At 56.7% G+C, this 14,588-nt stretch carries 15 protein-coding genes; 10 read left to right on the top strand and 5 right to left on the bottom strand.

The genetic code is table 11. From position 1 onward, the window contains the following. Window positions 1-5: 5 nt before the first annotated feature. On the bottom strand, window positions 6-488 hold the full coding sequence (locus tag ACRRQW_RS08800) for an FKBP-type peptidyl-prolyl cis-trans isomerase (RefSeq protein ID WP_438480918.1): 483 nt from the start codon (window positions 486-488) through the stop codon (window positions 6-8). Beyond that, entirely contained in the window at window positions 485-1,501 is a 1,017-nt protein-coding gene (locus tag ACRRQW_RS08795; RefSeq protein ID WP_438480917.1) for a D-alanyl-D-alanine carboxypeptidase family protein, read from the bottom strand. Before ACRRQW_RS08795 ends, ACRRQW_RS08800 begins: the two co-directional genes overlap by 4 nt. A gap of 134 nt (window positions 1,502-1,635) precedes the next feature. On the opposite strand from ACRRQW_RS08795, the gene ACRRQW_RS08790 reads away from it, so the two are divergent. After that, window positions 1,636-2,607 carry a C-terminal binding protein gene (locus ACRRQW_RS08790; RefSeq protein ID WP_438480916.1) on the top strand — a complete coding sequence of 324 codons (972 nt, stop codon included), beginning with the start codon at window positions 1,636-1,638 and terminating at the stop codon, window positions 2,605-2,607. Here the strand turns inward: ACRRQW_RS08790 and ACRRQW_RS08785 are convergent. The 3 genes from ACRRQW_RS08785 to ACRRQW_RS08775 all read right to left on the bottom strand — a co-directional run bounded on the left by ACRRQW_RS08785 (window position 2,604) and on the right by ACRRQW_RS08775 (window position 4,616). Continuing rightward, the gene (locus ACRRQW_RS08785; RefSeq protein WP_438480915.1) at window positions 2,604-3,221 is read right to left on the bottom strand and encodes a uracil-DNA glycosylase family protein; all 618 of its coding nucleotides are present in this window, start codon (window positions 3,219-3,221) and stop codon (window positions 2,604-2,606) included. The two genes, ACRRQW_RS08790 and ACRRQW_RS08785, sit on opposite strands and share 4 nt — an antisense overlap. 106 nt (window positions 3,222-3,327) lie before the next feature. After that, window positions 3,328-3,726, bottom strand: a complete 399-nt coding sequence (locus tag ACRRQW_RS08780; protein WP_438480914.1) for an RNA recognition motif domain-containing protein — start codon at window positions 3,724-3,726, stop codon at window positions 3,328-3,330. A 359-nt stretch (window positions 3,727-4,085) separates the two neighbouring features. Next, on the bottom strand, window positions 4,086-4,616 hold the full coding sequence (locus ACRRQW_RS08775; protein WP_438480913.1) for a DUF3016 domain-containing protein: 531 nt from the start codon (window positions 4,614-4,616) through the stop codon (window positions 4,086-4,088). Window positions 4,617-4,807: 191 nt separating this feature from the next. On the opposite strand from ACRRQW_RS08775, the gene ACRRQW_RS08770 reads away from it, so the two are divergent. From ACRRQW_RS08770 to ACRRQW_RS08730, 9 genes are all read left to right on the top strand, one after another. Beyond that, on the top strand, window positions 4,808-5,485 hold the full coding sequence (locus tag ACRRQW_RS08770; RefSeq protein ID WP_438480912.1) for a TetR/AcrR family transcriptional regulator: 678 nt from the start codon (window positions 4,808-4,810) through the stop codon (window positions 5,483-5,485). A gap of 127 nt (window positions 5,486-5,612) precedes the next feature. Further along, window positions 5,613-6,752: an ABC transporter permease gene (locus tag ACRRQW_RS08765; RefSeq protein ID WP_438480911.1), complete on the top strand. Its 1,140-nt coding sequence runs from the start codon at window positions 5,613-5,615 to the stop codon at window positions 6,750-6,752. Window positions 6,753-6,755: 3 nt separating this feature from the next. Next, window positions 6,756-7,505 (top strand): ABC transporter ATP-binding protein, encoded by a 750-nt coding sequence (locus tag ACRRQW_RS08760; protein WP_438480910.1) that lies wholly within the window; start codon window positions 6,756-6,758, stop codon window positions 7,503-7,505. Between the two features lie 20 nt (window positions 7,506-7,525). Further along, window positions 7,526-8,419, top strand: coding sequence for an efflux RND transporter periplasmic adaptor subunit (locus ACRRQW_RS08755; protein WP_438480909.1), 894 nt, complete (start codon window positions 7,526-7,528; stop codon window positions 8,417-8,419). 156 nt (window positions 8,420-8,575) lie between these two features. Continuing rightward, window positions 8,576-9,226, top strand: a complete 651-nt coding sequence (locus tag ACRRQW_RS08750) for a hypothetical protein (protein ID WP_438480908.1) — start codon at window positions 8,576-8,578, stop codon at window positions 9,224-9,226. 523 nt (window positions 9,227-9,749) lie between these two features. After that, window positions 9,750-10,928, top strand: a complete 1,179-nt coding sequence (locus ACRRQW_RS08745; RefSeq protein WP_438480907.1) for an acyl-CoA desaturase — start codon at window positions 9,750-9,752, stop codon at window positions 10,926-10,928. 37 nt (window positions 10,929-10,965) lie between these two features. Continuing rightward, on the top strand, window positions 10,966-12,273 hold the full coding sequence (locus tag ACRRQW_RS08740; protein WP_438480906.1) for an NAD(P)/FAD-dependent oxidoreductase: 1,308 nt from the start codon (window positions 10,966-10,968) through the stop codon (window positions 12,271-12,273). A 163-nt stretch (window positions 12,274-12,436) separates the two neighbouring features. Further along, entirely contained in the window at window positions 12,437-13,282 is an 846-nt protein-coding gene (locus tag ACRRQW_RS08735) for a DUF1365 domain-containing protein (RefSeq protein ID WP_438480904.1), read from the top strand. Then, window positions 13,279-14,574: a class I SAM-dependent methyltransferase gene (locus tag ACRRQW_RS08730; protein ID WP_438480903.1), complete on the top strand. Its 1,296-nt coding sequence runs from the start codon at window positions 13,279-13,281 to the stop codon at window positions 14,572-14,574. Before ACRRQW_RS08735 ends, ACRRQW_RS08730 begins: the two co-directional genes overlap by 4 nt. The last annotated feature ends 14 nt before the right edge of the window (window positions 14,575-14,588 follow it).

Below are 14,588 nucleotides of genomic sequence, written 5' to 3'. Positions count from 1 at the left end.
TTTTTTTATGATTTCTTAAAGTCAACGAGCTCCATCTCAAAGACGAGCGTCGCGCGGCGCGGAATCGTCGGCGGTTTGCCGCGTGCGCCGTAACCCATTTCCGGCGGCACAATGAGAATCCATTTTTCGCCCTTGTGCATGTTTTGCAGCGCTTCTTCCCAACCTTGGATGAGTTCGCCGCGACCGAGGCGAATCGTCAGCGGCGAGTTCGCGTCCTTGGATTGATCGAACACCGTTCCGTTAAGCAACATGCCTTTATAGAGCACGCTCACGACCATGCCTTTTTCCGGAGTAGCGCCGCTGGCGTCGCCCGGTTTTTCAATCACGTAGCGCAAGCCGGTGTAAGTGCGTTTGGCGGTCGGCCAGCGTTTCTCGACGAGTTCGAGATCCTCCATTGGAATCCGCTCACGTTGCGCGTGCAACGGAGCTGCACACAACGCGAGCAGGGCAAACAATGGCAGGGCAAGACGACGGATGAGGGTATTCACTTTTTCTGAGAGGGTAGGTTCAACTTGAACATCGGCTCCGCCCCAGTCGAGGCTTGTTCCTTGGCGGCCGGTTGGTCGGTTTTGACCACGGGAATCTCTTCGGGTTGCGCAGCAGGCAATGCTTTCGTCTGGGAAGTTGGCATCACTGAACCTGCCGGGATTGCTGCGAAGCCACGCTCGATCAAATCGATGGTTTTTAGGTCACGCGTCTTGGCGTCGGGGCTGCCCATCACGACGGCAATCACGCGGCGCCCGTCGCGCTGCGCGGTGGCGGCGATACAAAAACCGGCGGCCTGCGTAAACCCGGTTTTCAATCCGTCGACTCCAGCCACGCGGTTGATGAGTTTGTTGTGATTCACCATGGCAGTCACGGTGTCCGCCGTGCGTTTACCTTCGCCGAACTTTCTTGAGCGGATGCTCGTGTATTTCGTGACGTCGGTCTCGGTTAATAAATAACGGCTCAACACCGCGTAGTCACGTGGCGTGGTGAGATCGCCTTCCGCCGCCCGACGATTCGCCGGTGGCAATCCATGTGGTGAACGAAACGTGCTGTGCGTCATCCCGATCTGTTTGGCTTTTTCGTTCATCAGTTCGGCAAACGCCTGCGCCGATCCTGCTGCGGTGCGTCCGAGCGCGTGCGCGGCGTCGTTGGCCGACTGAATCATCATCGCGTAGATCAACTCCTCGACCGTGAACGTCTCGCCTTCCTTCAAATAGACCTGCGTGCCGCCCATGCTGGAGTCCAACGCGGTAACCGTGACCTGCGTGCCAAGTGTGATCGCGCCGCTCGCGAGTTTGTCGTGCAGCACGGCAAACGTCATGAGCTTGGTCATGCTCGCCGGCGGCGAGACGACATCCGCGCTTTCCTCGGCGAGCACTTTTCCCGAGGCTGCATCGATCGCGATAAAGCCTTTGTAAGGCGGGCGCGCGGCAGTTTTCGCCGCGAATCCCGTGGTGGAAACGAAGCCGCAAACGATCAACGCCGCGACGGTGAACAAACGAAAGTGACGCATAAAAAGGTGCGTCAAAGCAGCGCGGGAAATGTAGCCGTGCAACTTAATTTCACACAGAAATTGTGAGTAGAAATTGCGCCGCACCCAAACCTAGCTTGCGGCAACCGGCAGGACAAATTGAGTGGATTCACCTTATGCGCCTTCCCCTCGTTGCCATCCTTTGCCCGAAGGAATTCACGTTTAGCGATCCATCCGCCCGCATCGAGACCGCCGTGATGAACGGCGTCGCGGAGGTGCGCACGATTCATTTGGATTTCAACGAAGCGTTATCCGCCGAAGCGCTGGCCGCAGACGCGTTGATTCTCTGGCACAACATCCCAGTCGATTCCGAAGTCATTTCGAAGCTAAAGAATTGCCGCGCGCTCATCCGGAACGGCACGGGTTACGACAGCGTCGACCCGCAGGCCGCAGCGGCGCGTGGAATTCCCGTGTGTAACGTGCCCGACTACGGCACGGAAGAGGTTGCCGATCACACGCTGGCGCTGACGTTGGCGTTGTTTCGCCAGCTTTTCCCGCTCGACGCCGAAGCCAAGCGCCTGGGCTGGCAGATCAACGTCGCGGGTAAAATGCGGCGGTTGCGCGGGCTCACGTTTGGCATCGTGGGCCTGGGCCGCATCGGCACGGCGACAGCATTGCGGGCCAAAGCGTTTGGATTTCGCGTCGTGTTTTTTGATCCCTACGTCGCCAGTGGCACCCACAAAGCCATCGGCGTTGAACGAATCGAAAACTTGGACGAGTTGCTCCGCGTCGCCGATGTTGTGTCGCTGCATTGCCTGCTCAACGCAGAAACCCACGGGCTGATCGGAGAGCGCGAAATCAACCTGATGAAACGCGACGCGTTTCTCGTGAACACCGCACGCGGCGATCTGATCAAAAAAGACGCCGTGCTCGCGGCGCTCCGCGAAGGCCGAATTGCCGGCGCCGGCCTGGACGTGGTTGAAAACGAACCGCTGCGCAGCCGCGACGAAGCCGCGACGCCAAACTTGATCGTCACCTGCCACGCCGCGTTTTGCAGCCCCGAAGGCATGATCGAGATGCGCACGACTTCCGCAAAAATCGCCCGGGCCGCCGTCAGCGGACAAACCGTGTGGAATCGGGTTAACTAAAACTTCGCGCCCGCCTGTAACGCCGCCGGATGCGCCGCGATGAGTTTAAGCGCACGATTCAAGTGCGTGATGCCCGGCTCCATGCGATGCCACGTCGAAGCACCCGAAGGATGCGGCAAAGGCACGCAGTCGGTTTCGTATCCGCGGCAATTGATTCGGAGGTTTTGCCCAATCACCTCGTTCAAGGAGTTCACCGGTAAAAATTGAGAAATGGCCAGCTTGCCCACCGGCAACACCAGTTCAGGTCGCAGCAATTTGAATTCGGCTTCAAGCCAGCGAGAACAGTTCGCGATCTCCTGTTCGTCCGGCACGCGATCGCCGCCGATTAATCGTTTGCCTGGAAAGCACCGGCACACCGCGGCGAAGTAAACCCGCTCCCGCACCTGCTCTTCGTTCCAACCGAGCGCAGCATCGAACCATTTGAAAAGCGTTTTGCCCGCCGTCCACGCAAAGGGGCGACCCAACACCGGTTCCTTGTCACCCGGGGCCTGTCCGACCAATAAAATTTTACTCCGCACCGGTCGACCGACTACCGCCGGTCGATGCATGTTCGGACAAATCGTGCAGGCTCGCACCAAGGAGAGGTGTTTTTCGACGACAAGGGAAGCAGGCATGGTCGCTGTTTAAGAAAGTCGGATTTAGAAAAAGAAAAAGGCGGCACCGATAAAGGTGCCGCCTCGAAATTGTTCAATTGGTCAGTTCGCAGGTGCGAATGACAGCTTAGTAGCGACCGCCGCCACCGCCGCCGCCACCGTAACCGCCACGGCCGCCGCGACCACCGCCGCCGCCGCCGAAGCCACGACCGCCGCCGCCGCCGCCGAAGCCGCGACCGCCGCCGCCGCCACCGAAACCACCAGAAGGACGATCTTCCTTCGGACGGGCTTCGTTAACTTGGAGAGCGCGACCACCGAGATCGACACCATTGGTCTTCTCGATAGCGAGCTTGGCTTCATCAGGGGTGCCCATGGTGACGAACGCGAAACCGCGGGGGCGGCCGGTCATCTTGTCCATAGCGACATAGGTATCGGTGACAGAACCGAATTGCTCGAAGTGCGAACGGAGTTCGGTTTCCGAGGTGTTGAACGATAGGTTTCCAACGTAGAGTTTGGAATTGCTCATGTAATAATTCGTAGATCCTTCGCCATCTGCCAGTCCGTTCCCACCGTGGGTTTCGAAATCATCACTTAAGCCTGTGCTCAGCCTACGACTCACCAGATCCTGTCATCTAAACGCTATCTCTAACGAGGGCGCTAAGAACGTCCATGCGCAGGCTTTACGCAAGTGAATAGTGGCCTAAGCCGGCCAATCCCATGGCGAGCAGTGCTTTAACGACATCATACCATTAATTCAATCAGCCCACTTTCAATTACTATGACAGGCAAATCCACGAATCAGGCAGAAATCGGGCGCTTCAAAAGCCACAAAAAACGCAAAGGCGTCTTCTGGGATATCTGCGCATCACGGGACACCCTTTACCATCAGGACTCACGCCCTGACTTCCTAAACTCCTGTCGAATCCACGAGCGGAGCATTTCCTTTTCATAACGCAAACTGTCGAACGAACGCAAACTGACTGACATCATATAACTGAGATCGCGGATCTGCGCTTTGCCCTCGCGAATCACTTGGTCACCCGCACCAATGAGACGGTATTCGAGATTCACGCGAGGTGGATAGAGGTCTTTGACCACACGAATGTCATCAAATTCCGGTCCGTGCCACGGCTCGAAATCACCCGCGAGGTTAATGTCGGTGACTTTGATTTCAAGCCTCTGGCCCTCTGCGACGAGCGGCTGCGCGATGGTTTCGATGTGTTTTTTCAGCTCTGCCAACACGAAGTCGCGATGGTCTTCTGTTCGCTTGGTGGTGTCTGCCCACCCTTCTTTCAGATCCGTAAATTTTTCTGGCTCAGAAAAAACCACATTTACACGCGTCGTGCCTTTTTCAGCGGTCGCGGCAAATGCCGAAACAGCGCAAGTGACTAAACAGGCTAAAAATAGAGCTTTCATGGAATTAATCTAAATTACCCAGAAGAGAGGCATTAATAGATGAAGCGTTATGCAAAGTTTGCAAGTGCCCGATAACTCTCAAAAACGGCGCACAATTTCCTGAGCCATTAATAGCGTTGATTCAAGCGCACTTACTATCTCCCTAAATTCATTCTTGATAAAACATACACTTGTTTCATACGAACGTATGAATGCGCAATGAAGAGACTCATATCACAGCAGAGAAGATATTAAATGCAGCAGAGCGCCTATTTGCAGAAAACGGCTTCAACGGCACATCGCTTCGTCACATTACCGATGCCGCGAAGGTAAATCTGGCCTCGGTGAATTATCACTTCGGAGACAAGGAAACCCTCTACACCGAAGTCATTCATCGCCGCATCCAACCACTAAACGCGGCGCGTCTGGCAAAACTAGACCAGGTGATTGCCTTGGCTGGGGATCAGCCTCCCCCGTTGCCGCTTGTTATAGAGATTCTCGTCAAACCGGTATTTGAAATGCACCAAGATCCTGCACGCGGAGGTCAGCATATCGTGAAGCTCATCGCGCGCTGCCTCACCGAACCGTTGCCGTTCATGAGCGAACTCGTTACCACGGAATTTCAGACAACGATTGCGCGCTTCAGTCAGGCGATTCGCCGCAGCGTCGGCCATCTCACCCCTGAAGACTTTATGTGGCGCATGAGTTTCGTCGTCGGCTCGATGCAGCACACCCTCGCGACCCTGCACCAGATGGGCCAACTCACTCGCGGCATTTGCAAAAGCCACGATCACGAAGCCGCCCTTTCCCACTTTGTAACGTCAGCCGTGGCCGTATTTACGGCGCCGGCCAGTCCCACCCGCACCTCGTCGGTGAATGCCAGCGCTTAACTCACCCCATCAAGCCGTCATGACTGCATCGGTTATCGCTCAAGAGAAAGTGATGGTTGTCAGCAGCGCCCTCCCCCAGTTTTGCCGCGCCTTGAATTACGAACGCGCGAACCCTCCTCTTTAACCCATGTATCGCCTCGCACTCAAAATGCTTTTCGGCGATCACGCCAAATACTTGATGCTGATCAGCGGCATCATGTTTTCGACGATGCTCATGGCGCAGGGCTCGTCGTTGTTCTGCGGCATCATGTCGTGGACCTACGCAACCATTCGCAACGCCCGCGCAGAAATCTGGGTTGCCGATCCGAAAGTCGAACGAGTTGACGATGCGAAGCCGATGCGCGACACCGACGTCAACCGCGTGCGCTCCGTGCCGAACGTCGCATGGGCCGCGCCGCTCTACACCAGCACGATCCAAGCGCGCCTGCCGGACGGATCGTTTAAACTCATCCAACTCGTCGGCATCGATGCGACGACCTTTGCCGGCGCGCCGCATGTGATGCTCGCGGGCAATCTCGAAGATTTGCGCATGCCCAACACCGTCATCATCGACGAACTCGGCGTCCAGCGCCTCAGCGAAGGCCGCGACAAACCGGTCAGTCTCGGCGATATCTTTGAAATCAACGACCGCGAGGCGCGCATCGTCGGTATCTGCAAAGCCGCCCGCTCGTTCACGGGCGGCCCGTATGTTTACACGACTTATGATCGCGCAGTGCAGTATGCGCCGTTGCAGAGAAAAATGCTAAGCTTCATTCTCGCCGCGCCCGCCGCCGGACAAAACGCATCCGCTGTCGCCGCAGAAATCACACGCACGACCGGATTGAAGGCGTTTACCGAAGATGAGTTCATGTGGTCGACGATGTGGTGGTATATCAAAAACACCGGCATCCCGATCAACGTCGGCACGCTCGTGCTGTTGGGATTCGTGGTGGGCACCGTGATTTCCGGGCAGACGTTTTATTCGTTCGTGCACGAAAACACCCGCAACCTCGGCGCGTTAAAAGCGATGGGCACAAGCACAGGAAAATTATGCGGCATGCTGGTGCTGCAATCGCTCGCCGTCGGATTTATCGGTTACGGCATCGGGCTCGGACTCGTCGCGGTGCTCGGCAACAACTTGCTCAAACTCGGCATCGTGCCGTTTTTAATGCTCTGGCAAGTGCCCGCGATCGTCGGGATCGCCGTATTCGCGATATGCGTTTTCTCCGCACTACTCGGTATCGCGCGGATTGCGCGACTTGAACCCGCGATTGTTTTCCGCGGCTGATCGATGAACGTTTCCGAAAAAAATTCCGCCGTGAGCGCCGCCGTCGTCATGACCGGCGTCGACAAATCTTTTGGCGAAGCCGATTCGCGCACTCACGTTTTGAAGAAAACGGATTTCGAAGCGCGCCTGGGAGAACTGCTGATGCTCGTCGGGCCCTCGGGCTGCGGGAAAACCACCTTGCTCTCCATTTTGGCAGGCACGCTTGAAACGGATGACGGCAGCGTTCACGTGCTCGGGCACGATCTGCGCGCGATGAAAAAAAGCGCGATCACCAAATTCCGCGCCAGCCACATCGGGTTTATTTTTCAGCAGTTTAATCTCATCCCGACGCTATCCGTCGCGGAGAATGTCTCCGTGCCGCTCCTCATCCAAGGCGTCTCTTCAGGAAAAGCGGAAGCGAAGGCGCGCGAGATTCTCGAGCTCGTCGGCATCGGCGAGAAAGCGCGCATGCGGCCCGGCAAACTCTCCGGCGGCCAACAGCAGCGCGTCGCGATCGCGCGCGCCCTGGTTCACGAACCGGCGTTGTTGGTGTGCGACGAACCGACCTCCGCGCTCGATTCGGAAAACGGACACATCGTGATGGAGCTTTTGCGTCAGCACGCCCGGCAATCGAATCGGACCGTCATTGTGGTGACGCATGATCCGCGCATCTATAAATTCGCCGATCGCATGGCCGAGATGGAAGATGGCCGCATTTTGCGTGTGCTCGGTTCGCCTGCCGAAATCGCCGCCGCGCATCCCGGCCAACCTTAAAATTTCAACTCCCGCCCGCCATGATCTTGTTTCGCAAAATTTCTTTTTGGATCGCCCTCGCCGGCATCGGTTTCGCCGCGATGTTAGTCGTGCGATTGCGCGCAGGTCTCACCGAGCCGGTGCTGCCGCCGCCTGTCGCGCCTCCCGCCAAACCATTCACTTCCGGCATCGCCGCATCGGGACTGATCGAAGCACAGCATGAAAACACCAACGTCGGTGTGCCCATCAGCGGGCTCGTGACGCGAGTCCACGTCCGCGTGTGGGATCGCGTCGAAACGGGAGCACCGTTGCTCCAACTCGACGACCGCGAACTCCAAGCCTCGCTCCTGACACAGAAAGCGAATGTCGCTATCGCCGCCGCCACGCTTCAAAAAGCCCGTGCTCCCCTCGCGCGTATTCAAACCCTGCACAAAACCGGTGTCGCGTCTGACGATGATTACGATGCACGGGTAAACGACGTCGCTGTGGCCGAAGCCCAACTGGCCGCGACGCAGGCAATTGTAAAACAAACTGAGACCCTGATTGAGCGACTAACAGTGCGCGCACCGACCAAAGGCACCATTCTCCAAGTCAATATGCGCGCCGGCGAATACGCAAACGTGCTCTCGGCAACGCCCAGCGTGGTGCTAGGCAACATCGATGAAGTCCAACTCCGCGCCGATGTGGACGAGCAAACCGCTCCTCGCGTAAAAGCCGGCAAGAAGGCGATTGGTTACCTCAAGGGCGATACCGAGCGGCCGATTCAGATGGAATTCGTTAGGATAGAACCTTTTGTGATTCCAAAACGCTCACTCACAGGCGGCAGCATGGAGCGAGTCGATACTCGAGTGCTTCAAGTGATTTTCCGGTTTACCAATGATCCACTACACCCCGTTTATGTTGGCCAGCAAATGGATCTGTATATCGAGCAATAAAAAGCTCAGCGCGAAAACGCCGCGCTGGCTGGTATGAAACTAGCTATACCGCAGGTGTTCGTAGGGCCTAATGTCTATAACTGGCCATTGACAACCCGATTGATTGCTGAATCTTCAACCCGACCAACCGATTTTCACACGTCTACATAACTCACCATGAACTCTATCACACGCCGTTCTTTTTTCGCGATCGCCGCACTCGTCGCTTCGCTTTTCTTCACGAGCAATTCGTTCGCACAAACTCTTACTACCGAGCAACAGGCCAGCGTTGATGCGACTGCTGCCGCTGTCGCCGCTGATCCAGCTAACGCTCAGGCGATCATCGCTGCCGCTGTTGCCGCTAACCCCGGCCTCGCGACCGCGATCGTAAGCGCCTCGGTTACCGCCGCTCCTTCTGTTGCCGCCGTTATCACTTCTGCCGCTGTGACTGCTGCTCCTGCGCAAGCCGCTGCCATCACCACGGCCGCTGTTACGGCTGCTGTCGCCGCCGCTCCTAATGCCGCTGCCGCTTCTGCTGCTGCCTCTTCGGTTACCGCAGCTGCGGTCACGGCTGCTGTCGCTGCCGCTCCTGACGCTGCCGCTGCTTCTGCTGCTGCCGCTTCGGTTACTAGCGCTGCTGTCACCGCCGCTCCTCAAGCTGCCGTCGCCATCACGCAAGCCGCCGTTAACGCTGCTCCCGCTGCTGCGACTGCCATCACCGCCGCTGCCGCCGCTGTTGCTCCTGCTGCAACTGCAGAGGCTGTCGCCGCTGTAGTTGTTCAAACGCCCACTCAAGAGAACACCGCTCCTGAAGTCAGCGTCTCGTAATTAAGAAAATTTCTCAAAGCGGCTGTGGCTTCTGCTACAGCCGCTTTTTTTGCGCCGTAAACTTGCGTTCACGTGTGCTCTGGGCTTTTTATTCACCTTACGGCGTCGCTGACCACGACGTCATATCCGATTCCCATGTCCGCTTTCGCGGCCTGATGAACGGAACAACACCCGCATCCGCGCGCTCTGACCCAGTGCCGGAAGCACCAAGCAATGATTCCCGTAATTCTAGTTTTAGCACTTCTTTCTCTGCTCGTGGCGACTGAGCCCGAGCCGACCGGCTCCCCTGTGCCTCCCGCTCCGCAACCGCCTAAGCAACCTGATCGTGATTCGAAAAATGAATCCCTTGTTGATGAAGCGGAACGTTTGGCGGCGTGACGTGTTGTCGCCTCTTGGAGGACAGCGCACCCAATATTGGTCAGGAATTGCGCCATGGAAAGCACCGCGTAATTCGTATTTCAAGAAAGCCTGCTTGCGCCAGTCATGTCGCGAGACTTCCTTTTAGGCTCAACGCTATCATCACGTGAATACTGAAAAGAAATCCACTTCACCCTTCGCTTCATTGGTTCAATGGATCGATTCGGACTACTCTATCGAAGCTCCCGAGGTAATCCGGGCCCAACCGGATGGCGTTAATTTTGTTCGGTGCATTCCCTTTATTTTCCTTCACCTCGGATGCTTGGGCGTGATTTGGACGGGCTGGAGCTGGTTCGCAGTCGGTGCAGCAATCTTTCTCTATTTTTTCCGCATGTTCGCGGTAACAGGGATTTATCATCGGTATTTTTCCCACAAGACCTACAGCACCTCTCGCTTTGGGCAGTTCATTCTGGCACTTTGGGGCGCGACGACCGTGCAACGGGGCGGCCTTTGGTGGGCTTATCACCATCGCCATCACCACCAGCACTCGGATGAGGAGGAAGACGCACACTCGCCGCACGTTCACGGATTTTGGTGGTCGCACATCGGCTGGATTACGAGCCGCCGGAATTTCCCGACAGATTACTCCAAGATCAAAGACTTGGCCAAGTATCCCGAACTCGTGTGGCTGAATCGTTTCGACATCGTTGTGCCGGTGCTTTTTGCCGCCTCGCTTTTTGGACTCGGCAGCTTGCTGGAAACCTTCGCGCCGAGCCTTGGCACATCCGGTGCACAAATGCTCGTATGGGGGTTCTTCATCAGCACGACCGCGCTGTTTCACGGCACCGCTTGCATTAATTCCATGGCGCACCTGATGGGCCGTCGCCGCTTCGAAACGTCGGACGATTCGCGCAACAGTTTCATCCTCGCCATCATCACGCTCGGCGAAGGGTGGCACAATAACCACCACCGCTACCAATCCGCGACTCGCAACGGTTTTTATTGGTGGGAAATCGACCCGACTTACTACGGGCTCAAACTCCTTTCGCTCACCGGTTTCATCTGGGGCCTGAAACCCGTGCCAAAATCGATCTACGACGAAGCCGCGCAAAATGCCCATCACGACACGATTCGCCGCTTCTCCGTTTCATCCGTGCAGCAGGAGATCAACACCCTCAAACGCGTCGTGCCGACCGCTGCGGCCATCGCACTTGCCACGGTTAACTCGTCCGCAGTTGCCCCGCTCAAAAAGGCCGACGGCCCCGCTATCCATCGCAACGTCGGTGAACTGATCGTCGAAAATCCCTCGCAGCCGCCTGCATCCGCGACGGACCCTAAAGCGTAATCTCGAGGCGCCCACATCGGGCGCCTTTTTTATTATCATGGCCTCCATCGCCATCATCGGCACCGGCATCGCCGGCATGGGTTGCGCGCACTTTTTGCAGCACGAACACGCACTCACCTTGTTCGAGCAGGCCGATTACACCGGCGGCCACACCAACACCGTAACCGTTCCCGAAACCGGCACCGGCCGCCCCGTGCCCATCGATACCGGTTTCATGGTGTTCAACTACGAAACCTATCCGCAACTCACGCGTCTCTTCGCCCAGCTAAAATTGCCCGTCAAAAAGACCCAGATGTCTTTCAGCGTGCGTCACGAGGATACCGGCCTCGAGTTCGCCGGCTCGTCCTTGAACCACCTGTTTGCTCAGCGTCGGAATATTTTTCGCCCGCGCTTCATTCGCATGCTGCTCAGCATTGATCGCTTCAATCGCGAAGCCGTCGCAGCACTTGCAGATCCAGCCTGGCAGGGAGTGACACTCGGCGACTACACGAAGCAGCGCGGCTACGGTGACGATTTTTTCAATCTCTACCTCGTGCCGATGAGTTCGGCGGTGTGGTCAACCCCACCCGCCAAGATGCTCGAGTTTCCCGCCACGACGCTGCTACGTTTTTTTCATAATCACGGCTTCCTCGGCCTCAGCACGCAGCATCAATGGTGGACAATCGATGGCGGCTCGCAGGAATACGTGAAGCGCCTCGTCGCGCCCTTTCGCGACCGTATCCGTCACAACGCGAAGGTCGTTCGCGTGCGTCGAGAAAACGGCAGCGTGCTCGTGACCACTGCGGACTGCGCCACTCAACGTTTTGATCGCGCCATTCTCGCCTGCCACGGCGATCAAGCCCTATCGCTTCTCGCCGATCCCACGGCCGACGAAACTCGCGTGCTCAGCGAGTTTCATTTCCAAGCGAACACGGCCACATTGCACACCGACACTTCCGTGATGCCCCGCACCAAGCTCGCGTGGTCAGCGTGGAATTACTCCATCGCCCGTGACGCGGCGGGCAATATTTCTCCCGCTACGCACTACTGGATGAATTCTCTCCAAGGGGTCTCAGATCGCGAAAATTATTTTGTTTCGATCAATCGTCCCGATCGCGTCGATCCCGCAAAGATTCTAAAAACGATTCACTACGAACATCCGTTGTTCAGCCTCGGCGCCGTGCGCGCGCAGGCCGAACTGCCGGCTTTGCACGTTGCTGCGCGCGGCACCACCGAGACTTACTTCGCCGGCGCCTGGCAGCGTTACGGTTTTCACGAAGACGGATTTCTATCGGCGGTTAACCTCTCTGCGTTACTTCTACACCGCGATCCTTGGGAAAACCCCAACCCACCTCTGCGCAGTTAGCAAAGGTGTGACGGTTCATACCATTCGCTACGGGATTTTCCCGGGCATCGGTTCGGATGTATCCCGAACTTCCCTCTTCGTAAGGCGTTTGCTATCAAAATCATTTTGCGATTCGCTGCGTCTGCTATGCATCCTGTAGTTCGCGTGAGGCGTAGCTCTTTACGTGAATTCCTGTCTCTACGAGTGCCATGTGATGCACCACCGTTTCGCGCCGAAAGCGCACCGGTTCGTCTATCGCATTTTCATGTTCGCGCTCGATTTGGACGAACTGGAAATCCTTCACCGCAAGCTGCGCTTCTTTTCCTTAAACCGCCGTAATGCTTACAGCATCCGTGATCGTGATTTCATGCCCGTGGGTGAAACGCTGCATAACAATTCGAGCGCTTCTCTTCAGACTCCGCGCACTCCTGCCAACCTAAAAGCCCGCGTGGTCTCTTACCTTGGCGAACGCGGCATCGATCTCACGGGTGGGCGCGTCCTGCTCGTCACTTTGCCCCGGGTCTTCGGCTATTTGTTTAACCCGGTTTCGTTTTATTTCTGCCAGGATCGTCATGGCCACCAGGTCGCCGCAATCGCCGAGGTCACGAATACTTTTCGTGAAATAAAACCCTTCGTGCTCGGCTCTGACACCAAGGAGGGCTCCGCCTTTCGCCTGCGCACACCGAAATATTTCTACGTCTCGCCGTTTACGGATATGGATGTCGATTTCGATTTCACCCTCCGCACGCCCAACGAAAAACTTTCTATTCAAATCGACGACTACGACTCCGGGGTGCGCACACTCACCACCACGCTCACCGGGACCCGTCAGCCACTCACCAATGGCACGTTGGCGTGGTTTACGCTCAAATATCCGTTCATCACCCTGCGCATCATTTTCCTGATCCATTGGAACGCGCTTAAACTCTATCTGAAAAAAGTGCCGTGGTTCGCCAAAGCCGCCCGCGCCGATGTTCAGCGCGACCTCTACCGCCCGCATTCTTCAATCGCCCAACCCCCGAAAGCATGAGTTCCGATTTCGATTCTACCGTCACCGCAGCGACCGCGTCTGCCAATGCCAGTTCTCCGTCATTTTTTCAGGGTGCCGTGCTCAAGGCTTTCGACCAGATGAAGCTCGGTCGCATGCAACTCAAACTGCCTGACGGCAGCGTGCGCGAGTTCGGAGAAAAAACCACCCCGAGTTCTTTGGTTGCGCCAGGCGTTTCTAACACAGCGTTCATGCATGTTCGCCGCGCCAGCTTCTTCACGAAAAGCGCGCTCTACGGCGACATCGGTTTTGCCGAGGCGTATATCGACGGCGATTGGGATACGCCCGACCTGACTAACCTACTCGGCTGGTTCGTGCTCAACATCGAGCACGCGCCGACGCTCACGGGCTCGAAGCATGCGAAAAATATTTTCCTAAATCTGCTCCGGTTCGGCAATCGCGTCAGTCATCTCCTCCGTTCGAACACGCGCGCGAATTCGCAACGCAACATCAGCGAGCACTACGATCTCTCCAACGATTTCTTCGCGCTCTGGCTCGATCCCACCATGATGTATTCCGGCGCCCGCTGGGAAGGCGTTGAAACCCTCGAAGCCGCGCAGATCGCCAAGAACGACGCGTTGTGTCGCAAACTTCAGTTAACAGCATCCGATCACGTTCTCGAAATCGGCACGGGCTGGGGAAGTTGGAGCATGCACGCCGCAAAAAATTACGGCTGCCGCGTGACCACGCTCACGATTTCGCAGCAGCAATTCGATTTCGCCACCAAGCGCATCGCCGATGCCGGATTAAGTGACTTGATCGAAGTTCGCTTGCAGGACTACCGCGATCTCACCGGTCAATTCGACAAGATTGTCTCCATCGAAATGCTCGAAGCCGTCGGCCATCGCTTCCTCGGCGAATACGCCAAGGTCTGCGATCGGGTGCTTAAACGCGACGGCCTCATTGCGCTGCAATTCATCACGTGCCCCGACTCGCGTTACGATGAATTGCGCCGCGGCGTCGATTTCATCCAAAAACATATTTTTCCCGGATCGCTGCTGTTGTCGGTCAATCGCCTTAACCAGCTTTTCTCTGAACAGGGTAATTTCATCCTCCACAACTTCGAGGATCTCGGCCGCGACTACGCGCGCACGCTTCGTGAATGGCGTCACACGTTCCAGTCTAAATTGGATGCAGTGAAAGCCCTCGGTTTCGACGAACGCTTCGTGCGCAAATGGAGCTACTACCTCAGTTACTGCGAAGTCGGCTTCGCCATGCGCAACATCTCGGTGGTGCAGACCGTCCACACGCGATCCAATAATCTATCACTCTAAAACAACTAGCTCCG

The sequence above is a fragment of the Oleiharenicola lentus genome, from assembly GCF_051660365.1.
Taxonomy (GTDB): domain Bacteria; phylum Verrucomicrobiota; class Verrucomicrobiia; order Opitutales; family Opitutaceae; genus Lacunisphaera; species Lacunisphaera lenta_A.
Note: the sequence above shows the minus strand (reverse complement) of the source record. Positions and strands in the feature narration are given on the sequence as shown.